The organism is Dyella sp. 05T440, from assembly GCF_056395965.1.
This window is the reverse complement of record NZ_JBFTKN010000003.1, coordinates 1-17,241: the sequence shown is the minus strand read 5'-3', so window position 1 is coordinate 17,241 and position 17,241 is coordinate 1. Positions and strand designations below refer to the sequence as shown.

General features: G+C 59.9%; 15 protein-coding genes. 4 read left to right on the top strand and 11 right to left on the bottom strand.

The genetic code is table 11. The features are described from left to right. Positions 1-732: 732 nt before the first annotated feature. The 5 genes from AC1DE1_RS04495 to AC1DE1_RS04475 form a co-directional block, all read right to left on the bottom strand. Positions 733-1,470: an SseB family protein gene (locus AC1DE1_RS04495; protein WP_477178925.1), complete on the bottom strand. Its 738-nt coding sequence runs from the start codon at positions 1,468-1,470 to the stop codon at positions 733-735. 84 nt (positions 1,471-1,554) lie between these two features. Next, positions 1,555-2,109 carry an HAD domain-containing protein gene (locus AC1DE1_RS04490; RefSeq protein ID WP_477178924.1) on the bottom strand — a complete coding sequence of 185 codons (555 nt, stop codon included), beginning with the start codon at positions 2,107-2,109 and terminating at the stop codon, positions 1,555-1,557. Positions 2,110-2,582: 473 nt separating this feature from the next. Beyond that, positions 2,583-3,164 (bottom strand): hypothetical protein, encoded by a 582-nt coding sequence (locus AC1DE1_RS04485; RefSeq protein ID WP_477178923.1) that lies wholly within the window; start codon positions 3,162-3,164, stop codon positions 2,583-2,585. A gap of 290 nt (positions 3,165-3,454) precedes the next feature. Continuing rightward, positions 3,455-3,643, bottom strand: a complete 189-nt coding sequence (locus AC1DE1_RS04480; protein WP_477178922.1) for an MbcA/ParS/Xre antitoxin family protein — start codon at positions 3,641-3,643, stop codon at positions 3,455-3,457. A 326-nt stretch (positions 3,644-3,969) separates the two neighbouring features. Then, positions 3,970-4,893 (bottom strand): DNA-binding protein, encoded by a 924-nt coding sequence (locus tag AC1DE1_RS04475; protein ID WP_477178921.1) that lies wholly within the window; start codon positions 4,891-4,893, stop codon positions 3,970-3,972. A 104-nt stretch (positions 4,894-4,997) separates the two neighbouring features. Here AC1DE1_RS04475 and AC1DE1_RS04470 point away from each other — a divergent pair, with 104 nt between their 5' ends. From AC1DE1_RS04470 to AC1DE1_RS04460, 3 genes are all read left to right on the top strand, one after another. After that, complete coding sequence (locus tag AC1DE1_RS04470; RefSeq protein ID WP_477178920.1) at positions 4,998-6,086, top strand: site-specific integrase; 1,089 nt, start codon at positions 4,998-5,000, stop codon at positions 6,084-6,086. Between the two features lie 191 nt (positions 6,087-6,277). Further along, a complete protein-coding gene (locus AC1DE1_RS04465; protein WP_477178919.1) occupies positions 6,278-8,326 on the top strand; it encodes an ATP-dependent nuclease in 2,049 nt (682 codons plus the stop codon). After that, positions 8,323-10,257, top strand: a complete 1,935-nt coding sequence (locus AC1DE1_RS04460; RefSeq protein ID WP_477178918.1) for a UvrD-helicase domain-containing protein — start codon at positions 8,323-8,325, stop codon at positions 10,255-10,257. Before AC1DE1_RS04465 ends, AC1DE1_RS04460 begins: the two co-directional genes overlap by 4 nt. 233 nt (positions 10,258-10,490) lie before the next feature. Here the strand turns inward: AC1DE1_RS04460 and AC1DE1_RS04455 are convergent, their stop codons facing one another. Together AC1DE1_RS04455 and AC1DE1_RS04450 are read right to left on the bottom strand one after the other, a co-directional pair. Then, positions 10,491-11,648 (bottom strand): reverse transcriptase family protein, encoded by a 1,158-nt coding sequence (locus AC1DE1_RS04455; protein ID WP_477178917.1) that lies wholly within the window; start codon positions 11,646-11,648, stop codon positions 10,491-10,493. A 179-nt stretch (positions 11,649-11,827) separates the two neighbouring features. Next, a complete protein-coding gene (locus tag AC1DE1_RS04450; RefSeq protein ID WP_477178916.1) occupies positions 11,828-13,105 on the bottom strand; it encodes a phosphoribosyltransferase-like protein in 1,278 nt (425 codons plus the stop codon). Positions 13,106-13,333: 228 nt separating this feature from the next. Here AC1DE1_RS04450 and AC1DE1_RS04445 point away from each other — a divergent pair, with 228 nt between their 5' ends. Further along, entirely contained in the window at positions 13,334-13,933 is a 600-nt protein-coding gene (locus AC1DE1_RS04445) for a DUF6933 domain-containing protein (protein WP_477178915.1), read from the top strand. Positions 13,934-14,252: 319 nt separating this feature from the next. Here AC1DE1_RS04445 and AC1DE1_RS04440 read toward each other — a convergent pair whose 3' ends face one another. The 4 genes from AC1DE1_RS04440 to istA form a co-directional block, all read right to left on the bottom strand. Further along, entirely contained in the window at positions 14,253-14,435 is a 183-nt protein-coding gene (locus tag AC1DE1_RS04440) for a hypothetical protein (RefSeq protein WP_477178914.1), read from the bottom strand. A 719-nt stretch (positions 14,436-15,154) separates the two neighbouring features. Next, positions 15,155-15,331 carry an immunity protein YezG family protein gene (locus tag AC1DE1_RS04435; protein ID WP_477178944.1) on the bottom strand — a complete coding sequence of 59 codons (177 nt, stop codon included), beginning with the start codon at positions 15,329-15,331 and terminating at the stop codon, positions 15,155-15,157. 117 nt (positions 15,332-15,448) lie between these two features. Then, positions 15,449-16,201: an IS21-like element helper ATPase IstB gene (gene istB / locus AC1DE1_RS04430; RefSeq protein ID WP_477178913.1), complete on the bottom strand. Its 753-nt coding sequence runs from the start codon at positions 16,199-16,201 to the stop codon at positions 15,449-15,451. Beyond that, positions 16,191-17,241 (bottom strand): IS21 family transposase (istA, locus tag AC1DE1_RS04425; protein ID WP_477178912.1); only part of this gene is annotated, 1,051 nt, incomplete at its 5' end. The genes istA and istB, both read right to left, overlap by 11 nt.

The window sequence follows — 17,241 nt, the reverse complement described above, 5'->3', positions numbered from 1 at the left end:
GCCTTGTAAGTTGGGCCGCCTCGCGGCCGTGGCCTGTAGATGCCAACAAAGTTGGTTCAGCGAATCGTCCTGACCAAGTCTTATGAGCCACGATTTCATGTGCGCCGAATAACCTGGGCCACGCGTACCGCAGCGGCCAACAAACAAGGACCAGTGTCTACGAGCGACGTATCGCCTCTGCAATCGTGACGCGCACATTGGAGACGTTAGCTGTGGCCGACGCCCGCCGCTTCGACCTGGGCTGCCAAAATCCCGCGAACGGGACCCTGCGCCAGAACCGTCCGCGGACGAAAGCCGCCAAGGTAGCTATTGACGGCCTCGAACCACAGCGCGAGGAACCAGGCGTTGCGCCTCGCTGTCTAGCTCGAGAGCAAACTGCCGTCGCTGTCGCGTCCATTCGCTTGGCGTGGGTGCGTCCGAAAGCTCTTGGATCTTCGCTTGCGCCATGAGCTCCGAGGCGCTGTACCAGTACGCCCCTATCCGCACAGCATGTCGCGCGTGCGCCTTCATGGCGGTCAGCCTGGCTTCGGTTTTGGCATTCATGGCGTTTGATCCCCTGCTCTCGTGGCCTGCGTAGTTCGGCTCTCGTCAGTGGCTTGACGACCCTAGGCGTCGTCATCGAGCGTGAACCAGGGAGGTGGGCGCCGTCGACGCACGTCGCGGGGGCGACATCCGCCAGATATTGTGGCGACGCAGCGACAAGTTCCAATGATGTCAACTCTCGTTCTCGAGCTACGGCCGCTGATAGAACGGCGGTAACCCAAGGGCGGTGAGCCCGGCGCGATGTGACGGCTCGTCGGGCAAAAACCGGACTACAAGTCTGCTCGGATTGACTCCGGCATCCACGGCAACGTCGGTCAATGTCTCGGTCAGCTCCGGATCCCAGGACGCATCCAGACCTAATACAACTATCGGTGGCGCTTCACCTCGCCGAAGCTCATAAATATACGCGCTATAGACGCTCTCAATGGATTGGAGTCGGATCGCCAAGGCAACGGCAACTGGATAAAGGGCTTCGTCGGGAAATTCAAATGCCCAGGGAGCGTCGCGGGATGGAGCGCCCACCTCCTGACTCTGTGCTTCGAAGAAAGATCGCATTTGCGCGAGAGCCAGTGGGCCTAATTCGACAGGCCTTGCAGAAAGTGGATTTACTAGGTACCGCCGGTCATCACCCCCAATGGCAAGCAGGAGGCGCATTGGTACGCTAACCGCTCGGGCTGGCGATGGGAGCGGGATCGTTAGGTGCGCGACATTGGTGAAGACCGGCACGATTTTCGCTTCGTCACCCTTTTGCATCCACTCCATCAGATTTCGCTCCGGGGCAGCGGCACCAGGACCCGGTGGTTGACGCAGAATCACGACGACCGTACTGCCGCTCAACTGCCGGAGAAAGTCGGCTCTGGCTTGGGCGTCGTTGCCGGCGTTCTGCCACGCTGTTTCCAGTGAATGTTGGTGCATTCCGGCGTTCATCCAACCTCGTTGCAGAGAATCATGCGAGCCTAAAACATCGTTGGAAGTGCGTGAGGCCCTCCGGCGCGGGTGCCAGAATGGCATTCATGGCATCTGATGCCCTGCTCTCGTGGCCCGCGTTGTACGGCCCTCGTCGGTGACGTGGCTGGTATCTAATTCGGCGAGCCGACTTTCGAGTTGTCGGCAGACGCTGGATTCACCGAGTCCCAGAGTGGAGTCGCAGCTCACCAGGTGCGCGCTCGCGCTGTCAGGCCATCCTTCCGTGTCGTCATCGAGGGCCAGCCAGTACGGCGGGCGCCGTCGACGCACGTCACGAGCGATCTGCTCGTAACGCGTGGAGGTGTGGATCCACCAATCCACGAGCTCGTCATCTAGCTTGAAGCGGCTGTGCCAGGTCGCTCCGACCACCCGTTGGCGCAGTTCGACGGGCAGCCGACCCACCGAATAACTGAAGCGCTTGACCCTCACCCAACTGGTCGACAGCACGATCTTGATCTCAGGATACGGTGCCAGTATCTGCGTGAGTCGATCCGCGTGCTCGAACAAGACGCCTGGCCCGCGCAAGTAGGGGCGATTGTGCCGGTCGAGCCACACGTCGTCATGATGCAACACGCCGTCAAAATCGAGGTAGAGAAGCACTGGCTTGTCCCGTTGGATCATTCATGCGCAAACGCCAGTGGCGTTGCACTGAAAAAAAAGTTGAGCTCCGGAGCTTTATCAGGTCGCGCCATGTTCAAGAAGTCGCCGGAGAACGGAGCGATTGGTGGAAGCCTCGTCCTTGGCCTATGCCTGGTAGCCATAGTGATTTGTCGAGCGCGATCGGAAAGGTCGCGCCGTTCGAAATCAACGTCGGCGAAATTCAAGCGCAGCACCTGCGGTATGGATGGCAGATTCGCGGGTGGCCGATCGGGGCCGTGATGGAGATAACCGCGAGGCTGGATAGCGACGGCAATTCTTCGGCCTCGTGCCGCGACACGGCGATGACCTGCCGACCACCCGATAGCGGGTGGTACAGGCGCGCAATGATGCTTTTGCAGCCTCGGCGACACTGTGTCTTGAATCTCGCAGCGGACAGCTGAAGGAGCCGATTTGTCAGAGGGGCGGTTTGATGCCTATAACGAATAATTCGCTGTACCGGGCGCATCGGAACGCGCCTTTACGCGCTCAATCACCTGATGCACCACCTTGGGCTGTGCAAGCGCCCCCACGATCACATGTCCTCTTTCCGTCGCCGGCCACACGTCGAGCAGCCCATCCTGCTCGATGGCCATCCATCGATCGCCGGCACGAGGCCGTTGTCGCTCGAGCCACAAACGTAAACAGGCGTGGCGCGTTACCAGCGCGGAGTGGTATTCACTCCATGACGAGTTCGTGAGTTCGGGCAAGAACATTGTGTCGACCACGCGATTGGCCAGCGCAGGAGGAAACTGCTGTCGAAAGGCCTCGATCGGTGCATGGAGGGCGCGCCAGTCGGAGATCACAATCTCCAGGTGATCCAGGTATGGCGCCAGCGCTTCCTCCAGTTGCAGGCCATCCATCAACGTCGGATCGGGTGAGACGAAGACCTCGTTCGATCCCAGTCCGCCGTGTACGCCTGCAGCGTTCCACATTCCCATAACTTCAACGAACAAGATCCATAGGGATGGTGTATCGCGATGCTGATTGGTTTGATGACTCAACGTCTGCATATGCATTGCGCTCGGGCTGCCAGTGGCGCTTGTCACGATGATATGGCAGCACGGCGCAAATTTCTTCGGTCATCTAGGGAGGTCTGTATAGACGGAAGCGGCGCCGTGATTCGCCGACCACTTGGGCGTTGTTCTAGCCTCCCCAGTTGACTAGAAGTCACCCTCGCAACGCGCGTGCTTCTTTAGTCATCTAGGGAGGTGTGGGCGTTCGACTGGCGACAACCACCAACGATATGAGGGGTTGGCGTTCCGTCGAAAAATGGCGCAATTCTCATGGCGCCTGCGGGTCGGCTTCATCAGTCCACGAAGCCCGATTCGATCGACGCCAGGTAGCTCTCGATGTCTTCGGTGCGCCCCTCGTCGATGAGTTGGCGGGGTGTTCTGCCAGGGAATGTCGACAGCGGCTGATCCAGCCAGGCTCCGGCGGTGGCGCGATCGCCGAAGACGGCCTCGGCGTCGGAAAGTACGTGCTCAATGTCCGACATGGATCCTCCGCTTGAAGAAATTTCTCTATCGAAGGTGATTAAAGTGACTCAGGCGGCGGATTCACTTGGTGGCCCAGCGTGCGCATGTGAATCGTGCTCCGACTGCCCGTTACGCGATCATATGGCGGCACAGCGCAAATTTCTTCAGTCATCTGGGGAGGTTGGTGTTGACGGCGACGGTGCCGTAAGTCGCGCGCACGCTTCAAGCGCTGTTCCGACAGATGCGTCCGCATGCTTTAGTCAACTGGGGAAGTGCGTGCGAGATCGTCGCGAGGCGCCCATGTAGATCCGCTGCCGCCAGCCAACTTCCGCGGCAGCCGACGGGACTATTTGGAGGGTTTCGGGCGTTTCGGTGCTTTTCGTCGCTGGCTGCGCGTGGCGATTGGCTTGGGTGGGGTCGGCATGAACTTCGTCTTCGCCTTGGCGGCTACGTAAGCCTCGGAGAGAGCCTTTTCTAAGGCTGCGATTTGACCTGTTTGGCGTGCCGCTTCCTGTTCGAGACTTCGCAACTGATCTATGGCCGCATCGTGTCGGCCTTGCATTCCCGCGGCGAAATCTCGATGCGTTCGATTGGCTGCCTCATAACGCTGTTGCCATTGCTTTGCGTCTTGTCGAGCGCGATCAACCTCATGATGGGAGCGATCTTCAACGAGGCGAATATGCGCCTCCTGGCGTTCATTCTCCGTCCGCATCGCGGCTTGGTTGTCGTCCAGCTGGGCTCGAAGTGTTTGGATCTGTCCGGACTGATGGTCACACTGGTCTTGCAAGCGATCACGCTGCTGCAAAAGGTCAGCGCGAAGAGCGTGACTATCCTGCAATTGGCCATCCAGGGTGGCACAGACGTGCTCGGCGAGATCCCGAGCCGCCTGAGCTTGAGCGACGCTGGCTTCGGCGGCTCGGAGGCGGGCTTCCCACGTTCCAAGTTCCTGAGCGAGCTGGGCACGGGCAGCAGCTAGGTCGGAGCGTTCGTGTGCGAAAAGGCTTTCCTGAATGCGCTCGGCATGGTCGGTAGCGAGGCGCCAGAGCTCAATCATCACCTGCCCCACCGAGTCAGGCACCTCCGGCAGGGCGCTCAGCTGCCGCAGCCGTTCTCCAAGCTGGCCACGCCAGCTATCGAGCATGCGCGTGATGGTGTTGGGCGAACCGGTGCCGAGCGCCGCACGCACTTTCTCCACGGTCGGATTCTCGCCAGCGCCAAGGATGGCGTCCGCGGCCCGATTGACCTGGTCCTGGGTGATGCCTGTGCGCATGGAATGGTCTCCTCGATCGCCGCCCTACCCGCTTGGTTTCGTACTCGCGATAAGTGATGATTATCGTGGGTAGACGCCCAATTTCGTAGTATACATTACATAGTATGAAAGATATTTCCACGATTCCGACCCTCGCCGAACCGGCTGCTAGCCTGATGCTGCCCATCCAATTGGCCCAGCAAGCCGCCGACGCCGTGCGCGAATTGCTCGCCGAAGCGGCGGCGGCGAACACGACCCGCAGCTACGCCAGCGCCCTGCGCTACTGGGCCGGCTGGCATGCGGCGCGCTACGGCGTCGAGCTGACACTACCGGTGCCCGAAGCCACCGTGCTGCAGTTTGTGGTGGACCATGTGGTGCGCCGTTCGGCCGACGGCGAACTCGCTTGGGAGCTGCCGCCAGTCGTCGACCAGGCGCTGGTGGCCGCCGGCCTCAAGGCCAAGCCCGGCCCGTGGACGTTGGCGACCGTGCGCCACCGGGTCGCGGTGCTGTCGACCGCGCACCGGCTCAAACACGTGACCAATCCGTGCGAACAGCCGGCCATCCGCACGGTGCTTAGCCGGGCCGCCCGGGCCGCGGTCAAACGTGGCGTGCGCCCCCGCAAGAAAACCGCGATCACCCTGACGGAGCTCGAGGCCATGCTGGCCACCTGCGACGACAGCCTGGAAGGCCTGCGCGACCGCGCCCTGCTCTGCTTTGGTTTTGCCAGCGGCGGACGCCGGCGCAGCGAAGTGGCGGCCGCCGACTTACGCGATCTGCGTCGGATCGGGCCGCAGGGCTATATCTATCGCCTGGAGCACAGCAAGACGCAGCAAGCGGGCGTGACCGCCACCTCGACACCCGATAAACCCGTACTGGATCGGGCCGCGCAAGCGCTGGAGGCCTGGCTGGCTGCAGCCGGGATTACGGATGGTGCGATTTTTCGACGGCTGTGGAAACAGCGCGTGGGCCCTGCTCTCTCGCCGGCAGCCGTGGGCGAAATCGTACAACGGCGAGCCAAACTCGCAGGACTTGAAGGGGACTTTGGTGGACACAGCCTGCGCTCGGGCTTTGTCACCGAGGCGAGTCGTCAGGGTGTGCCGCTGCCGGCCATCATGGCGATGACGGAGCACCGAGCGGTGTCCAGTGTGATGGGGTATTTTCAATCAGGCAGCGCGGCTGACAATCCCGCTGCTCGTCTTTTGGACGACAACTAAGCGGAGCGCCGCAGCTCGTCAGCGAGCGCTTCCCGGATTGGACACTTCGGCCTGAAGGAGCGCCGTGTAATTAGCCAGGGTGGTGAGTGGAAATCCGGGTGCGAGAGAAAATGCGGCATCCGAACGGTCCCTTTATCCGGAACCAAGTGCATCGCTATGCTTCTGCCTATCGCACACCACAGGGACGAGCCTTGCACCTGCATACGATTAAGGCAACCAATTTCCGCATCTTTGGCGACGGTACCACGGGCCCGAAGCTCGATTGGACACTCAATCCGACCCTCAATATCCTGGTTGGCGAGAACGATGCGGGAAAGTCGGCGATTGTGGATGCCATCCGCCACGTACTTTGGACCACAAGCTTCGAGTCCACGCGCCTGCAGGAGCAGGACTTTCACGTGTCCGGTGACAAGCGCGCAACCGAGCTGACGATCGAGGCAACGCTTAAGGGCCTTGATGAGGATCAGCAGGCGGCGCTCCTCGAGTGGCTGACTTATGAGACTGACGGTCAAAGCACGCTCTACCTGACCCTCCACGCGCGATGGATTTCCGGCACGCCAAAGCGACGCGCCCGCGTCGAGACCGAAATCCGCTGTGGCGTCGACGGCACCGGGCCGGAACTGGGCGCGGCCGCCCGCGAGATGGTCCGGACCACCTACCTCCGCCCCCTCCGCGACGCCGAAAACGAACTTCGCCCCGGGCGAGCCTCTCGGTTGTCTCAAATCCTCGCTGCCCACCCCGACACCCACGGCCAGAGGGACAATGATTTCGACAAGGAAAAGGTTGGTGAGCTGCCGACAACCCTGGTTGGCCTGATGGCCCATGCGCAACACCACATGGGGAATCACGCGGTCATTAGGGCCGTCGAGAACGTCATCAACGCCGATTACCTCGCCAAGTTCGCATTCGCCGGGGACACGCTCGCCGCTCGCATCCGCCTCGCCACCGAACTGGCGCTCAATCCCATTCTCGAGCGATTTGAGCTCACCCTTCAGCCCGCCGGCAACGTCCATACCGAGGCACGCAGTCCGCGCGGCCTCGGCTACAACAACGTGCTCTTCATGGCCACCGAGCTCGTTCTGCTAAAGGAAGGTGACGAGCTTGCCCTGCTGCTCATCGAGGAGCCCGAGGCGCACCTCCATCCTCAACTCCAGGATCGCGTGATGGGGCTCCTTGCTGAGACCTCCGCAGACATCAAGAGCCCGATGCAGGTGGTCATGACCACCCATAGCCCATCCCTGGTGGCCGGAGCTCGCGTCGAGGCCATGACCCTCGTCGTCGGTGGCCGGACCTTCCGACTCGATGCGGAGACCACGAAGCTCGAATTGTCTGACTACGCCTATCTCCGCCGTTTTCTAGAATCGACCCGTGCCAACCTCTTCTTTGCGCGTGGCGTGGCCATCGTCGAAGGCCCGGGTGAGGCGCTGCTACTCCCGGCTCTCGCAAAGGCTTGCGGGTTCGACCTTGCCAAGCACGGTGTGTCGGTGGTCAACGTTGGCGACGTGGGCCTGTACCACTACGCCCGGATCCTCCAGCGAAAGGATGACATCGCGCTGCCTGTTCCGGTTGCTTGCATTACCGACTTCGATGTCGTGCCGGACGGCGCTAAATACGTCTCCAAGAGCGGCACCGTGAAAGCGGGGGCTGGTGTCGACGAGGATGATGCGCGGGAGCGAGAAGAATACGCCGATGGTGCCGCCGAAGTTGAGGGCGAAGATAGCACTGGCGGGGAATCAGTTGGCACTAAGAAAACGAAGCCCAAGAAGCGATTTTTTTCCGACTACACCAATGATGAGCTCGCCCAACGGCGCGAGACGAAGGTGAGGCGTGCCGAGGGTGGCAGCACCATTGTCTGCGTGTCCGAACACTGGACGTTGGAGTATGACCTCGCCTACTCGGGCTGCGGTGAATTGATGCACATGGCCATTGGCCTTGCTGTGGCAGCAAAGAAGCACGAAGGATTCCTGCCTGAGGGCGATGTTGCGAAGGTAAAGGGTGCCCGCACCACAGCATGGAAAAAGCTTCTCGCACAGGGACTCACGCAGGAAGCGCTTGTGTGCGAAATATACAAACCTCTGTACAAAAAACTGGCCTCCAAGGCTGTGACCGCCCAGTACGCGGCAGCCCTTCTCGAGAGTGGTGACTACGGTCAAGGCGAGCAACTGATCAAGCTCCTCCCGCCCTACCTCCAGCGTGCCATCCACCACCTGATGCCCGGTGACAAGAAGGCCACCGCATGACCATTCCGCACATTGCGGAGGAGGACCTCGCCGCCCTCACCGTTGCCTTCCCGGCCCTCGATTTCACCGCGCTCGAATGCCGGGCGGTCCTGCTTGCAGGTGGAAAGATCGACGTCCAGGCCGCACCAGGCAGCGGTAAGACCACGATTCTCGCGGCGAAGCTCTACTTGCTCAGCCGCGAGTGGGTATCTGACCGCCACGGGATCTGCGTCATCAGCCACACCAACACCGCCGCCAATGAAATCCGCCACCGCTTGGCGGGCACGCCTGAAGGCACGCGGCTCCTCGCCTACCCCCACTTCATCGGCACCATCCACGCCTTCATCAACCAATACCTCGCTTTACCCTGGTTGCGAAGCGAGGGCGGCAAAGTTGACGTCATTGACGACGAACTCTTCGGTCGCAGGGCTCTCTCTGCCGCGCGGTCAAACTGGACAGTTAAAGCTTGGGCGAAGCAGCAGTTTAACGGCGACGAACTCATCGAGAAGATGCGATATGCGGGCGCCAAACTCGACATAGTCTCCGGCAAGGGCTTTCCGTCAGAGAAGAGCGAGTCGGGAAAGTTCCTGCGCAAGGTTAAGGACGACCTCGCAAAAAAGGGTATCTTCCGACACATCGACATGTTCGCGTACGCCGAGCGCGCGATCGAGAATGCGCCCCGCCTTCCCGTCCTTCTCGCGAAGCGCTTTCCGCTCGTGATGATTGACGAGATGCAGGACACGTCGCCGAGTCAAACAGCACTCCTCACCAAAGCCTTTGGCAAGGGAGCCATCGTCCAGCGATTCGGCGACATCAACCAGCGCATCTTCATTGACGATGATGGCGACGAGAGCGAAGACGGCGCCACCTTCCCGGAAGAACCGGTGCTACCCATAAGCACAAGCCGGCGCTTCGGACCGGTCATCGCTGGCATCGTGTCACAAGTACGGCAGGTCGGTGACGCCGTCGTCGGTAAAGGCCCCGATGTCGCTGCGCCCCCGACCATTTTGGTTTACAAACCGGACTCGATCGGGCGCGTCATTCCCCAGTTCGGGGCGCTCGTCCTCGATGCATTCGATGATGCGACCATTGCGGCCGGCGGTCATGTCCGGGCAATTTGCGCCAGAAAGAGTGGGAACGCGAAACAAGTTCCCGGTCGCCACGTTGGTGACTTCTGGCGGCCGCTGGCCATCGACCCGAAAACCGCGGCACCGAAGCGCGCGAACGCGTGGCTACTGCTCGCTGAGGATGTTGGCATGGGGCGCGCGCCGGTCGAGCTTGGCGACCGGGTCGAGCGCGTGCGGCGCATCATCCTCCTGGCCTTGCGCGAAGCGAAAGCATCTATCGCTGCCGATGTCCGCGAACCTTGGCGGCTCTTCCGCGCGCTTCGCGACGCGGACGTCGACCTCAACCCCCTGAGGCGCGCAATCCGGGACATTGCCATGGACCCGGGCGCCGGGTCGACCGACAAAGCCCGCATAACAACCATTAACGCCTTGCATGCGGCTCTGACGCCCCTTCTTCCTGGCACAACAAACAAGCAATTCGCAGGCTTCGACGTCTTTGCCGATCCTGCAGGCGGCGATGATGCTCTCGCCGAAAAGGCATTGCTGCGCACCTGTATGGTTTCGGTGGACGACCGGACCGTGAACATTACGGTCGACACGGTCAGCAATACAAAAGGGGAAACGCACCTGGCAACGCTCTACCTCGAGTCGTTTGGTCGTTACTCCAAACGGTTCGACGTTGTTGAGGCGCTCGCGTGCCTGACTGGACGTAAAACGTCCAAGGGTAAGCAACCGGGGACCCTCCCGGCGCAACTTCGCTACAACTACGTGGGCTTTTCGCGTCCCACTCGCTTTCTTTGCCTTGCCATCAACAGCGAGCGGCTCAATGACGGCGATCTAGGCAAGCTTATCGATGCTGGCTGGCGAGTCCAGAGCATCATCTAACGATCAATGCGCCCAAGAGTTCGTGGTTGCTCCCGCGCAAAATGCGCCACACGTGACCCCGCTAGTGCTCCAGATCGTAGGCAGGCCAAACTTTGCGCGGGCAGGCTTATGGCGCTCTTGAGAAAGCTGATTGCTATATCTTTTCTACCGATCGGATTAGATTGCGCGCAAGTAGAAAGATCGCAGGGTCACCATCTTACGGGCCGGCGGCCAAGTTTTTGACGCACCAACACTCAAAGGGGCCACTCCACTGACTTTAGCGCCACTTTGCAACGCTCCCCAAATGCTGGCTCGATCTCGTAAGCGTAGTTCACGAGACCATGTATGTGGTGGCGGAAGCCGATCAATGATTGAAATCCCAAATGCCTTGCTTGCTTGACGGGACCGACTTTGGGGCTTTGTAAAAAGAATACGTGCTGTCGAAGCTTTGCCCTAAACTGACGAGTTAGCTTCGGTCTGTCGGTATCAACGAGAAGTCCAAGAAGCAACTTGCGCGCCCCAGGGGGCGAGATTGCTGTCTTCGTGGCATTAGGCGACAGCCCAAACGCCCGCATCTCGCGATACACTTTTTGAATGATGGAGTGACACTGCCGGCGACTAAACTCGCCAGAAGTCGAGAACGCGAGATCGTCGGCGTAGCGGGTGTATATGAGTCCGTACTTTTCGGCGATGGCAGTTACATTGGCATCAAATTGTTGAACAGCAAGATTCGCCAACATGGGGCTTGTTGGCGCCCCCTGTGGCAATGATCCTTTTCGAAAATACTGGTAGCTCGGAATCGCAGACCAACGCGCCGACTCCACATCCCAATACTTATACGACCGAAGGCGAGTCTTCGAATACACGCGCGTACAGATGCGAGCAAGCTCGAACGATATCAATGGTTGATAGCCGAGTTTTCGGAAGACGCCGTACGCCGCGGACTCGCTTATCGACTCAAAAAAACTCCTCACATCAAGCTTGATGAGCCACTTTGATGAGCAGTGAGGCAAGACGGCATCGGCAATGTTGCAGTTTTTTCCGTAGGCGGTGCTAGCGCTATGCGCCGGCGCGACCGCAAGGATTCGCTGCGCTATCCATTTCTGGACGCGCATCAGCGCCGGACTTGGTACGGCAATGACACGATATCGTGCATGCTGTGGCGAGGACGAGCGCTTGCGTACCTTGAAAGTTCGATATGGCTCCGGATCTCGGCGCTCTACAATTGCTCGCAAGATCGAATAGTCAACCCCCGATCTGTACGCGAGATGTTTGAGAGTAAAAAGCGTCGGAACATGGGGATTTGCCGTGCAAGTAATGTTGCCAGTGCGCACAGCGTTTTGCAGAACCGAGGGGTCTATGCCTCGCCTCTGCCCCAATGATCTGTAACGCTGAGGGCTCCAGTGGGTCATCTACTTTGACACCCGTAGGGTGAGACAGGTCGCACGATGCAGTAAGACATCCGCACGTGCCGCGCAGCGGCAATCGTGTGACCTGCCTTAGCATCAAGCGAGAGCTAATACGAAGGGAAGCAGACTCTGCACCCCGCTTACTTACGGTGAACTGTAAGTCGGCACCGGGCTAAGCCCGGCTAACTAGAATTCCCCACTGGCGCCCTCAGCGCAGTCGGATAGTACTCCCCTACTGGTTCGGTGGAAACCTCAGCCTCATTATGTTCACGGGACCTCCGGATGGACGCCAGCTCCGTCTTCCCCGCATCCGTGAGGCGGCCGTTCAAAGATATCCAGTCGTTTGCGAAACACCGGTCGATCGCCCTTCGTACTTCTTCGTAGGTTAGGCCGGTTTTCGCAGCAATCGCATCAACTCGCCCGGGCCAATTCGTTGATGCAGCAAGCACCAGAAGCAACGGCGCAGCGCCAACCTCTAAATCCAAGTCGACTGCGACCTGAGCCAACCGCTGTTGCCTCATGCTCGCGAGTCGATCGCGAATATCTTCACCGTGCGTGACTGAAGAAGAAAATACGTGGCGTGTGCGGGAGGTGACCCGCTTGGGGAACAGGGGGAGCCACCTCTTGCTGCTGACATGAAGTATCCGAGGGGCGTTGTTAGGAATGCCGTGAGCAAAGGCCATCAGTACGCCCTTGCCTCCAAAGCCCATTGACTTCACCGGATCTGCCTTACGCGGGTCGTACCGCATGCAAACATCCACGACCATTTTTGCCTTCTCACGTGAAAAAAGGTCGGAAACAGTTGGGCACAAAGCAACCGTGAAAATGGCCGGTGAAGATGCATGCTGTAAGACGCGTCGCCGCCCAACGGTGGTTGACGCATACGCAACGACTTCAAAGTGCATGCCGTGCCTTTGCCGCCGCGACCACCAACTTTTAACGGAAGCCACTTGCCAGGCAGCTTCAAGATAGTCCGCTATACGCTGGCCGCTCCCGACGAGGTCCGTTACCAGCATGAAGCGGCGGATTCGATGCGCTCTAATTTGGTCCGGGCCAGGGTGATTGAATGCCTGACCTGGCCGCTGGCGACACACCTCAGAGATGAGCTGGGCTACTAGGCCTTCACTTCCAACGTCGTGCGTCGACGGATCGAGCGATTGCAGTGGCTCCGGACCATTCCCAGCGGCCCTGCGAGGATGTATTTCATGCTCACTGAACAGCGGACGCACGGCGTCATTTTCGTCTTTGGGCAGCTCTCGCTCGACGTACAGACCGACAGGGCCATCTCCGTTGTCGAGACGTTCAATGAGCAAAGCTCTCAATCGCTCGGTGAATTCATCTCGAGAGACAAGCAGCATCGATCGCAGTAGATCGACCACGATCGGCTGATCGGCGACGTTAAACTGAGCAAGCCACGCTTGAGCTGGCTGGGACTCAATAAAAGATGTGTTGCCTGCCACTGGCCCTCCGTCATCGATACGCCATAACTCGACGCTTCATTAGCTTCATGATACGGCACGCAGACGCAAGATCCGAAGGGGGATGATCGAACTCGGGATTAACTTGAAGGACTTCAGATCGTGGGCATACATACTAAATGCTGCTCGGTCTCTACCCCCGATAACACGGGCTAATCGCATTCAAAGCTACTGAGAAACCGAGCGAGCAATCACCGTTAGAATCGCCCCATGATCACGTTACGTTRCACCGCCAAATTCTTAAAGCGCCTTCATCAGCCGGCCAAGCTGCCAAAGCCTCCTATGCCGAGCAATCCGCTGGGTGAGTGGTACGCCGACCTCGACTTCTTCGAGCGAAAGCCATTCGTGGCGCTATTGAATGCCAGTACCGGTGCTGGGCTTGTACTCCCCGGACACGCTGAATTACTGAAGCATCTCCACATTCATGCCGGGCAGCAGCTCTTCAAGCTCTTGCTGCACTACGATTTCAACCCGGAGTGGCCTCAATGCACAGCCGAATTGGCGGCTTGGGAAGCGCCGCCGACATATGCCAACTCCAGTGATCGCAGTCTGTTGGGATCGCTGAATCGGCTCAAGCTCGAAGCTTGGCACTCCTTCGCGGACGGGAATCGTTCGCTTCCCGAATTTGCTGCCATTTGGTGGGAGGGGATCTTCGGTCATCCTTCACTTCCCAAATCGCGTCATGGAAGCGGGCACTATCATCGCTCGTTGGACTTGATCTTGGATAAACTCGCCCCGCCCGGCACTGTGCTCATCGACCATCGTCGCAGGTGGGTTCATCCTTTGATCACTGCCAACGACGACACTTGAAGACGATGTTGGTCATCTTTGGCATTGACAGTGGCGTGCCTCTGCCTCAGCAGACAATCAACCGCGTCTTCTGAGAAACGAGGTCCAAGCCTGTCCTACCCGCGATAATACGGGCTAATCGACGCCGTTTGGCGGCCGTGCGAGCTCGGCGCTGCCCTCCCCCGGCAATCATCGAGGTCCGCTTTGCATCGGAATCAGACATTTCCGAATCAAGGCGCCTGACGGGCGGACTCTGATCGACATAGAAGGCTACGAGCAACGGGTGGCGGGAAAACAGACGGAGATGCTGCGAACGGAGCTTAGTAAGAACCTCGCCTACTCACTCGGGCTCGTCAATCTGCTCTAAGCGGAGGAAGCCCTCATCGTCCTCGCCGATGCTGCGAAGGCGGTTCCGGCGTCCACACACGGGGCACATGAAGTGCAAGCCGAAGCTATCGATGTTCGCTTCGGCGCCGCCCGTGAACTCGCGGAATTCTGTATGGCAGCGGATGCAGATCCACATGTCGCGATTCTAACCTCAGCGGCGTCACAGAGGTGGCGAGATATTAGCGATAGCTTTTGTCGAACGCATAGGCGGCTTTGGTTGCTTTCCAACCGCCGAGCGTTTCGGCCAGATAGCCTGCGGTGGTCAAGGCAGCCAGATTCCCGGTCGGAATGATTAGGCTCCCAACGACGCCGCCTTGTCGGCAGATCAGTCGTAGCGCGCGTTTAGCACTTTCGGAAATCGGGTGATCCGCCACGGGTAAAGGCCCCACTCTAATAAACGACTCGATGGCGCGCCTGTGCGGCCGCCGCGCAGACTACAGCGACCGCGCGACCAGCTTCGCAATGACCCTGGCCATGCCCACGGCTAGGTCGGGCGATTCGGTGATATCGGTATCGCCGTATCGCAATGGCAAGTCGCCCTCCGCCCGTGGCCTTTGATAGATATGCCAGGTGCCTATCCATCGGCGCGCACCGGCGACCTCGAGCTGCGCTGCTTCAATGAGAATGGTAAAGCGTCCGACCCGAAACTCTCCTGGGCTTGGCAACGACATGCGTGAGCTACCCATGCTGGCGACTAGCCGATGTTGCCGCTGCACTCAATGAGACGCAAGGCAGCGCAGGCGCTGAGACTTTAACGGCGTACGGTGAAGGCATGCTCACTTGGTTCCTACTCCGCCCACCGACGGCAGCATCGTTTCCGCCAACAGCCCCAACGGTGTGACGCTCGCGCTTGCACTACAAATATTTGAGTTGTTCGGCAATCAAGGGAGGCATACCGTACCTGTACTTAAATTGGTATTTGCCGTCTGATTCCAAAGAAAATTCGAGCCATGTCCAGGGCTCATCTTGACCCTCGGGTATCTGCTTCTGGAGCTCTTCCAAGACGTCAAGCGCTTCTTGGGGAAGCCTCATAGCACTGCGGTGGCCGCTTGTGTTGATTTCCGCCGAAAACTGAGCCGGGCTTTTCATCGAAAAGTGAGCCACCCGTTTGTGCGTCAGGTTAGCTCAGGTGATAGATGAAGGTGAGGTTTAGCGCTCCTTTCCGGTGTCCGTAACGTGGTTCCTGAAGCGGTAACTGTCGTTGCCGGTTTCCAGGATGTGGCAGCGATGCGTAAGGCGGTCGAGCAACGCGGTGGTCATCTTGGCATCGCCAAAGACGCTGGCCCACTCGGCGAAGCTGAGGTTGGTGGTGATGGCCAGGCTGGTGTGCTCGTAGAGCTTGCCGATGAGATGGAACAGCAAGGCGCCACCGGCTTGTGAGAACGGCAAGTAGCCCAGCTCATCGAGGATCACCAGGTCGGCGTCCATGAGTCGCGAGGCCAGCTGTCCCTGCTTGCCGGCCGCCTTCTCCTGCTCCAGCGTATTGACCAGTTCGATGGTCGAGAAGAAGCGCACGCGTCGGCGTCCATGCGTGATCGCTTGCACACCGATGGCCGTGGCCAGATGAGTCTTGCCGGTGCCGGGCCCGCCGACGAAGACGAGGTTCTGCATAGGGTCCATGAAATCGCCGCGGTGCAATTGCCGTACGAGCGCTTCATCGGCGGCACTCTGGGTAAAGTCAAAGTTGCTCAGGTCTCGGTAGATTGGGAACCGGGCTGCCTTCAGTTGATAGTTCACGGAGCGCACTTCGCGCTCGGCCACCTCGGCCTTGAGCAGCGTGGTCATCAGCGGCATGGCCTCGCGATACAGCGGCGCGCCCTGTTGGGCCAACTCATCAAGGGCCTGCGCCATGCCATGCAGCCGCAGCGATTTGAGTGTGGTGATCACGGCGTCATGCGACATGGCGTGTCCTCCGCAGACCGTCATAGCGCGCGACGTTGGCCTCCGGTTCGATCTGCAACGTCAAAGACGGCGGTGCATCCACCGGCGCCGGTGGGATCTCGCTCACCAGCCGCGCCAATAGATTGAGCACATGGGGCTTGGACGGTGCGTTGGCCTCCAACGCCAACTCCACTGCGGTCAGCACCGCCTGCTCGTCGTACTGCAACACCAGCGCGAGGATCTCGACCATCTCCCGGTCGCCGCCGGGGCGCGGGAGCAGCAACGCCTGCAAGCGCCGAAAACCCTCGGGCAGATCGGCAAACGGCGCGCCGTTGCGCAGGGCGCCCGGCTTGCGCTGGAGCACGCTGAGGTAATGGCGCCAGTCATAAATTGTCTGGCCACCATCGTGGCTGCGGTTGATCCGACGAGGGTGCTCGGCAATGACCTGACCCTCGGCCGCCATCACCACGCGGTCGGCGTACAGGCGCACGCTGATGGGCCGGTTCGCATAGCTGGCCGGCACGCTGTAGCGGTTGCGCTCAACGTGCACCAGGCATGTCGGCGTCACCCGCTTGGTCTGCTCGACGAAGCCATCGAAGGGCGTAGGCATGGGCATGAGGAGGGGCTGCTCGTCCTGCCAGACGGACGCGATCGTGCGATCGCGCCATGCGGGATGGGTGAACTCCTGCCAGAGCGCCACGCAACGTGCCTGCAGCCAGGCGTTGAGCGCCTCCAGGGTGGGCATCGCCGGCACCGTGGGCCAGAGCCGATGACGGGCATCCTGCACGTTCTTCTCGATCTGGCCCTTCTCCCAGCCGGAGGCCGGATTACAGAACTCCGCCTCGAACAGGTAATGACCGACCATCGCGGCAAACCGGGCGTTGACGTCGCGTGCCTTGCCTCGGCGCACCTTGTCCACGGCCGTCTTCATGTTGTCGTAGATGCCGCGGTGGGGCACGCCACCAAACACCGCAAAGGCGTGTTGGTGCGCGTCGAAGAGCATCTCGTGGGTCTGCAGCGGATAGGCGCGCAGCAGGAAGGCGCGGCTATGGCAAAGCTTG

Bases quoted from the DNA above. Each gene is read 5' to 3' on its own strand.
- AC1DE1_RS04455 (WP_477178917.1), bottom strand. From the start codon at position 11,648: ATGACCCACTGGAGCCCTCAGCGTTACAGATCATTGGGGCAGAGGCGA.
- AC1DE1_RS04440 (WP_477178914.1), bottom strand. From the start codon at position 14,435: ATGTGGATCTGCATCCGCTGCCATACAGAATTCCGCGAGTTCACGGGC.
- AC1DE1_RS04460 (WP_477178918.1), top strand. From the start codon at position 8,323: ATGACCATTCCGCACATTGCGGAGGAGGACCTCGCCGCCCTCACCGTT.
- AC1DE1_RS04435 (WP_477178944.1), bottom strand. From the start codon at position 15,331: ATGAGGCTTCCCCAAGAAGCGCTTGACGTCTTGGAAGAGCTCCAGAAG.
- AC1DE1_RS04495 (WP_477178925.1), bottom strand. From the start codon at position 1,470: ATGAACGCCGGAATGCACCAACATTCACTGGAAACAGCGTGGCAGAAC.
- AC1DE1_RS04470 (WP_477178920.1), top strand. From the start codon at position 4,998: ATGAAAGATATTTCCACGATTCCGACCCTCGCCGAACCGGCTGCTAGC.
- AC1DE1_RS04485 (WP_477178923.1), bottom strand. From the start codon at position 3,164: ATGCATATGCAGACGTTGAGTCATCAAACCAATCAGCATCGCGATACA.
- AC1DE1_RS04475 (WP_477178921.1), bottom strand. From the start codon at position 4,893: ATGCGCACAGGCATCACCCAGGACCAGGTCAATCGGGCCGCGGACGCC.
- istB (WP_477178913.1), bottom strand. From the start codon at position 16,201: ATGTCGCATGACGCCGTGATCACCACACTCAAATCGCTGCGGCTGCAT.
- AC1DE1_RS04480 (WP_477178922.1), bottom strand. From the start codon at position 3,643: ATGTCGGACATTGAGCACGTACTTTCCGACGCCGAGGCCGTCTTCGGC.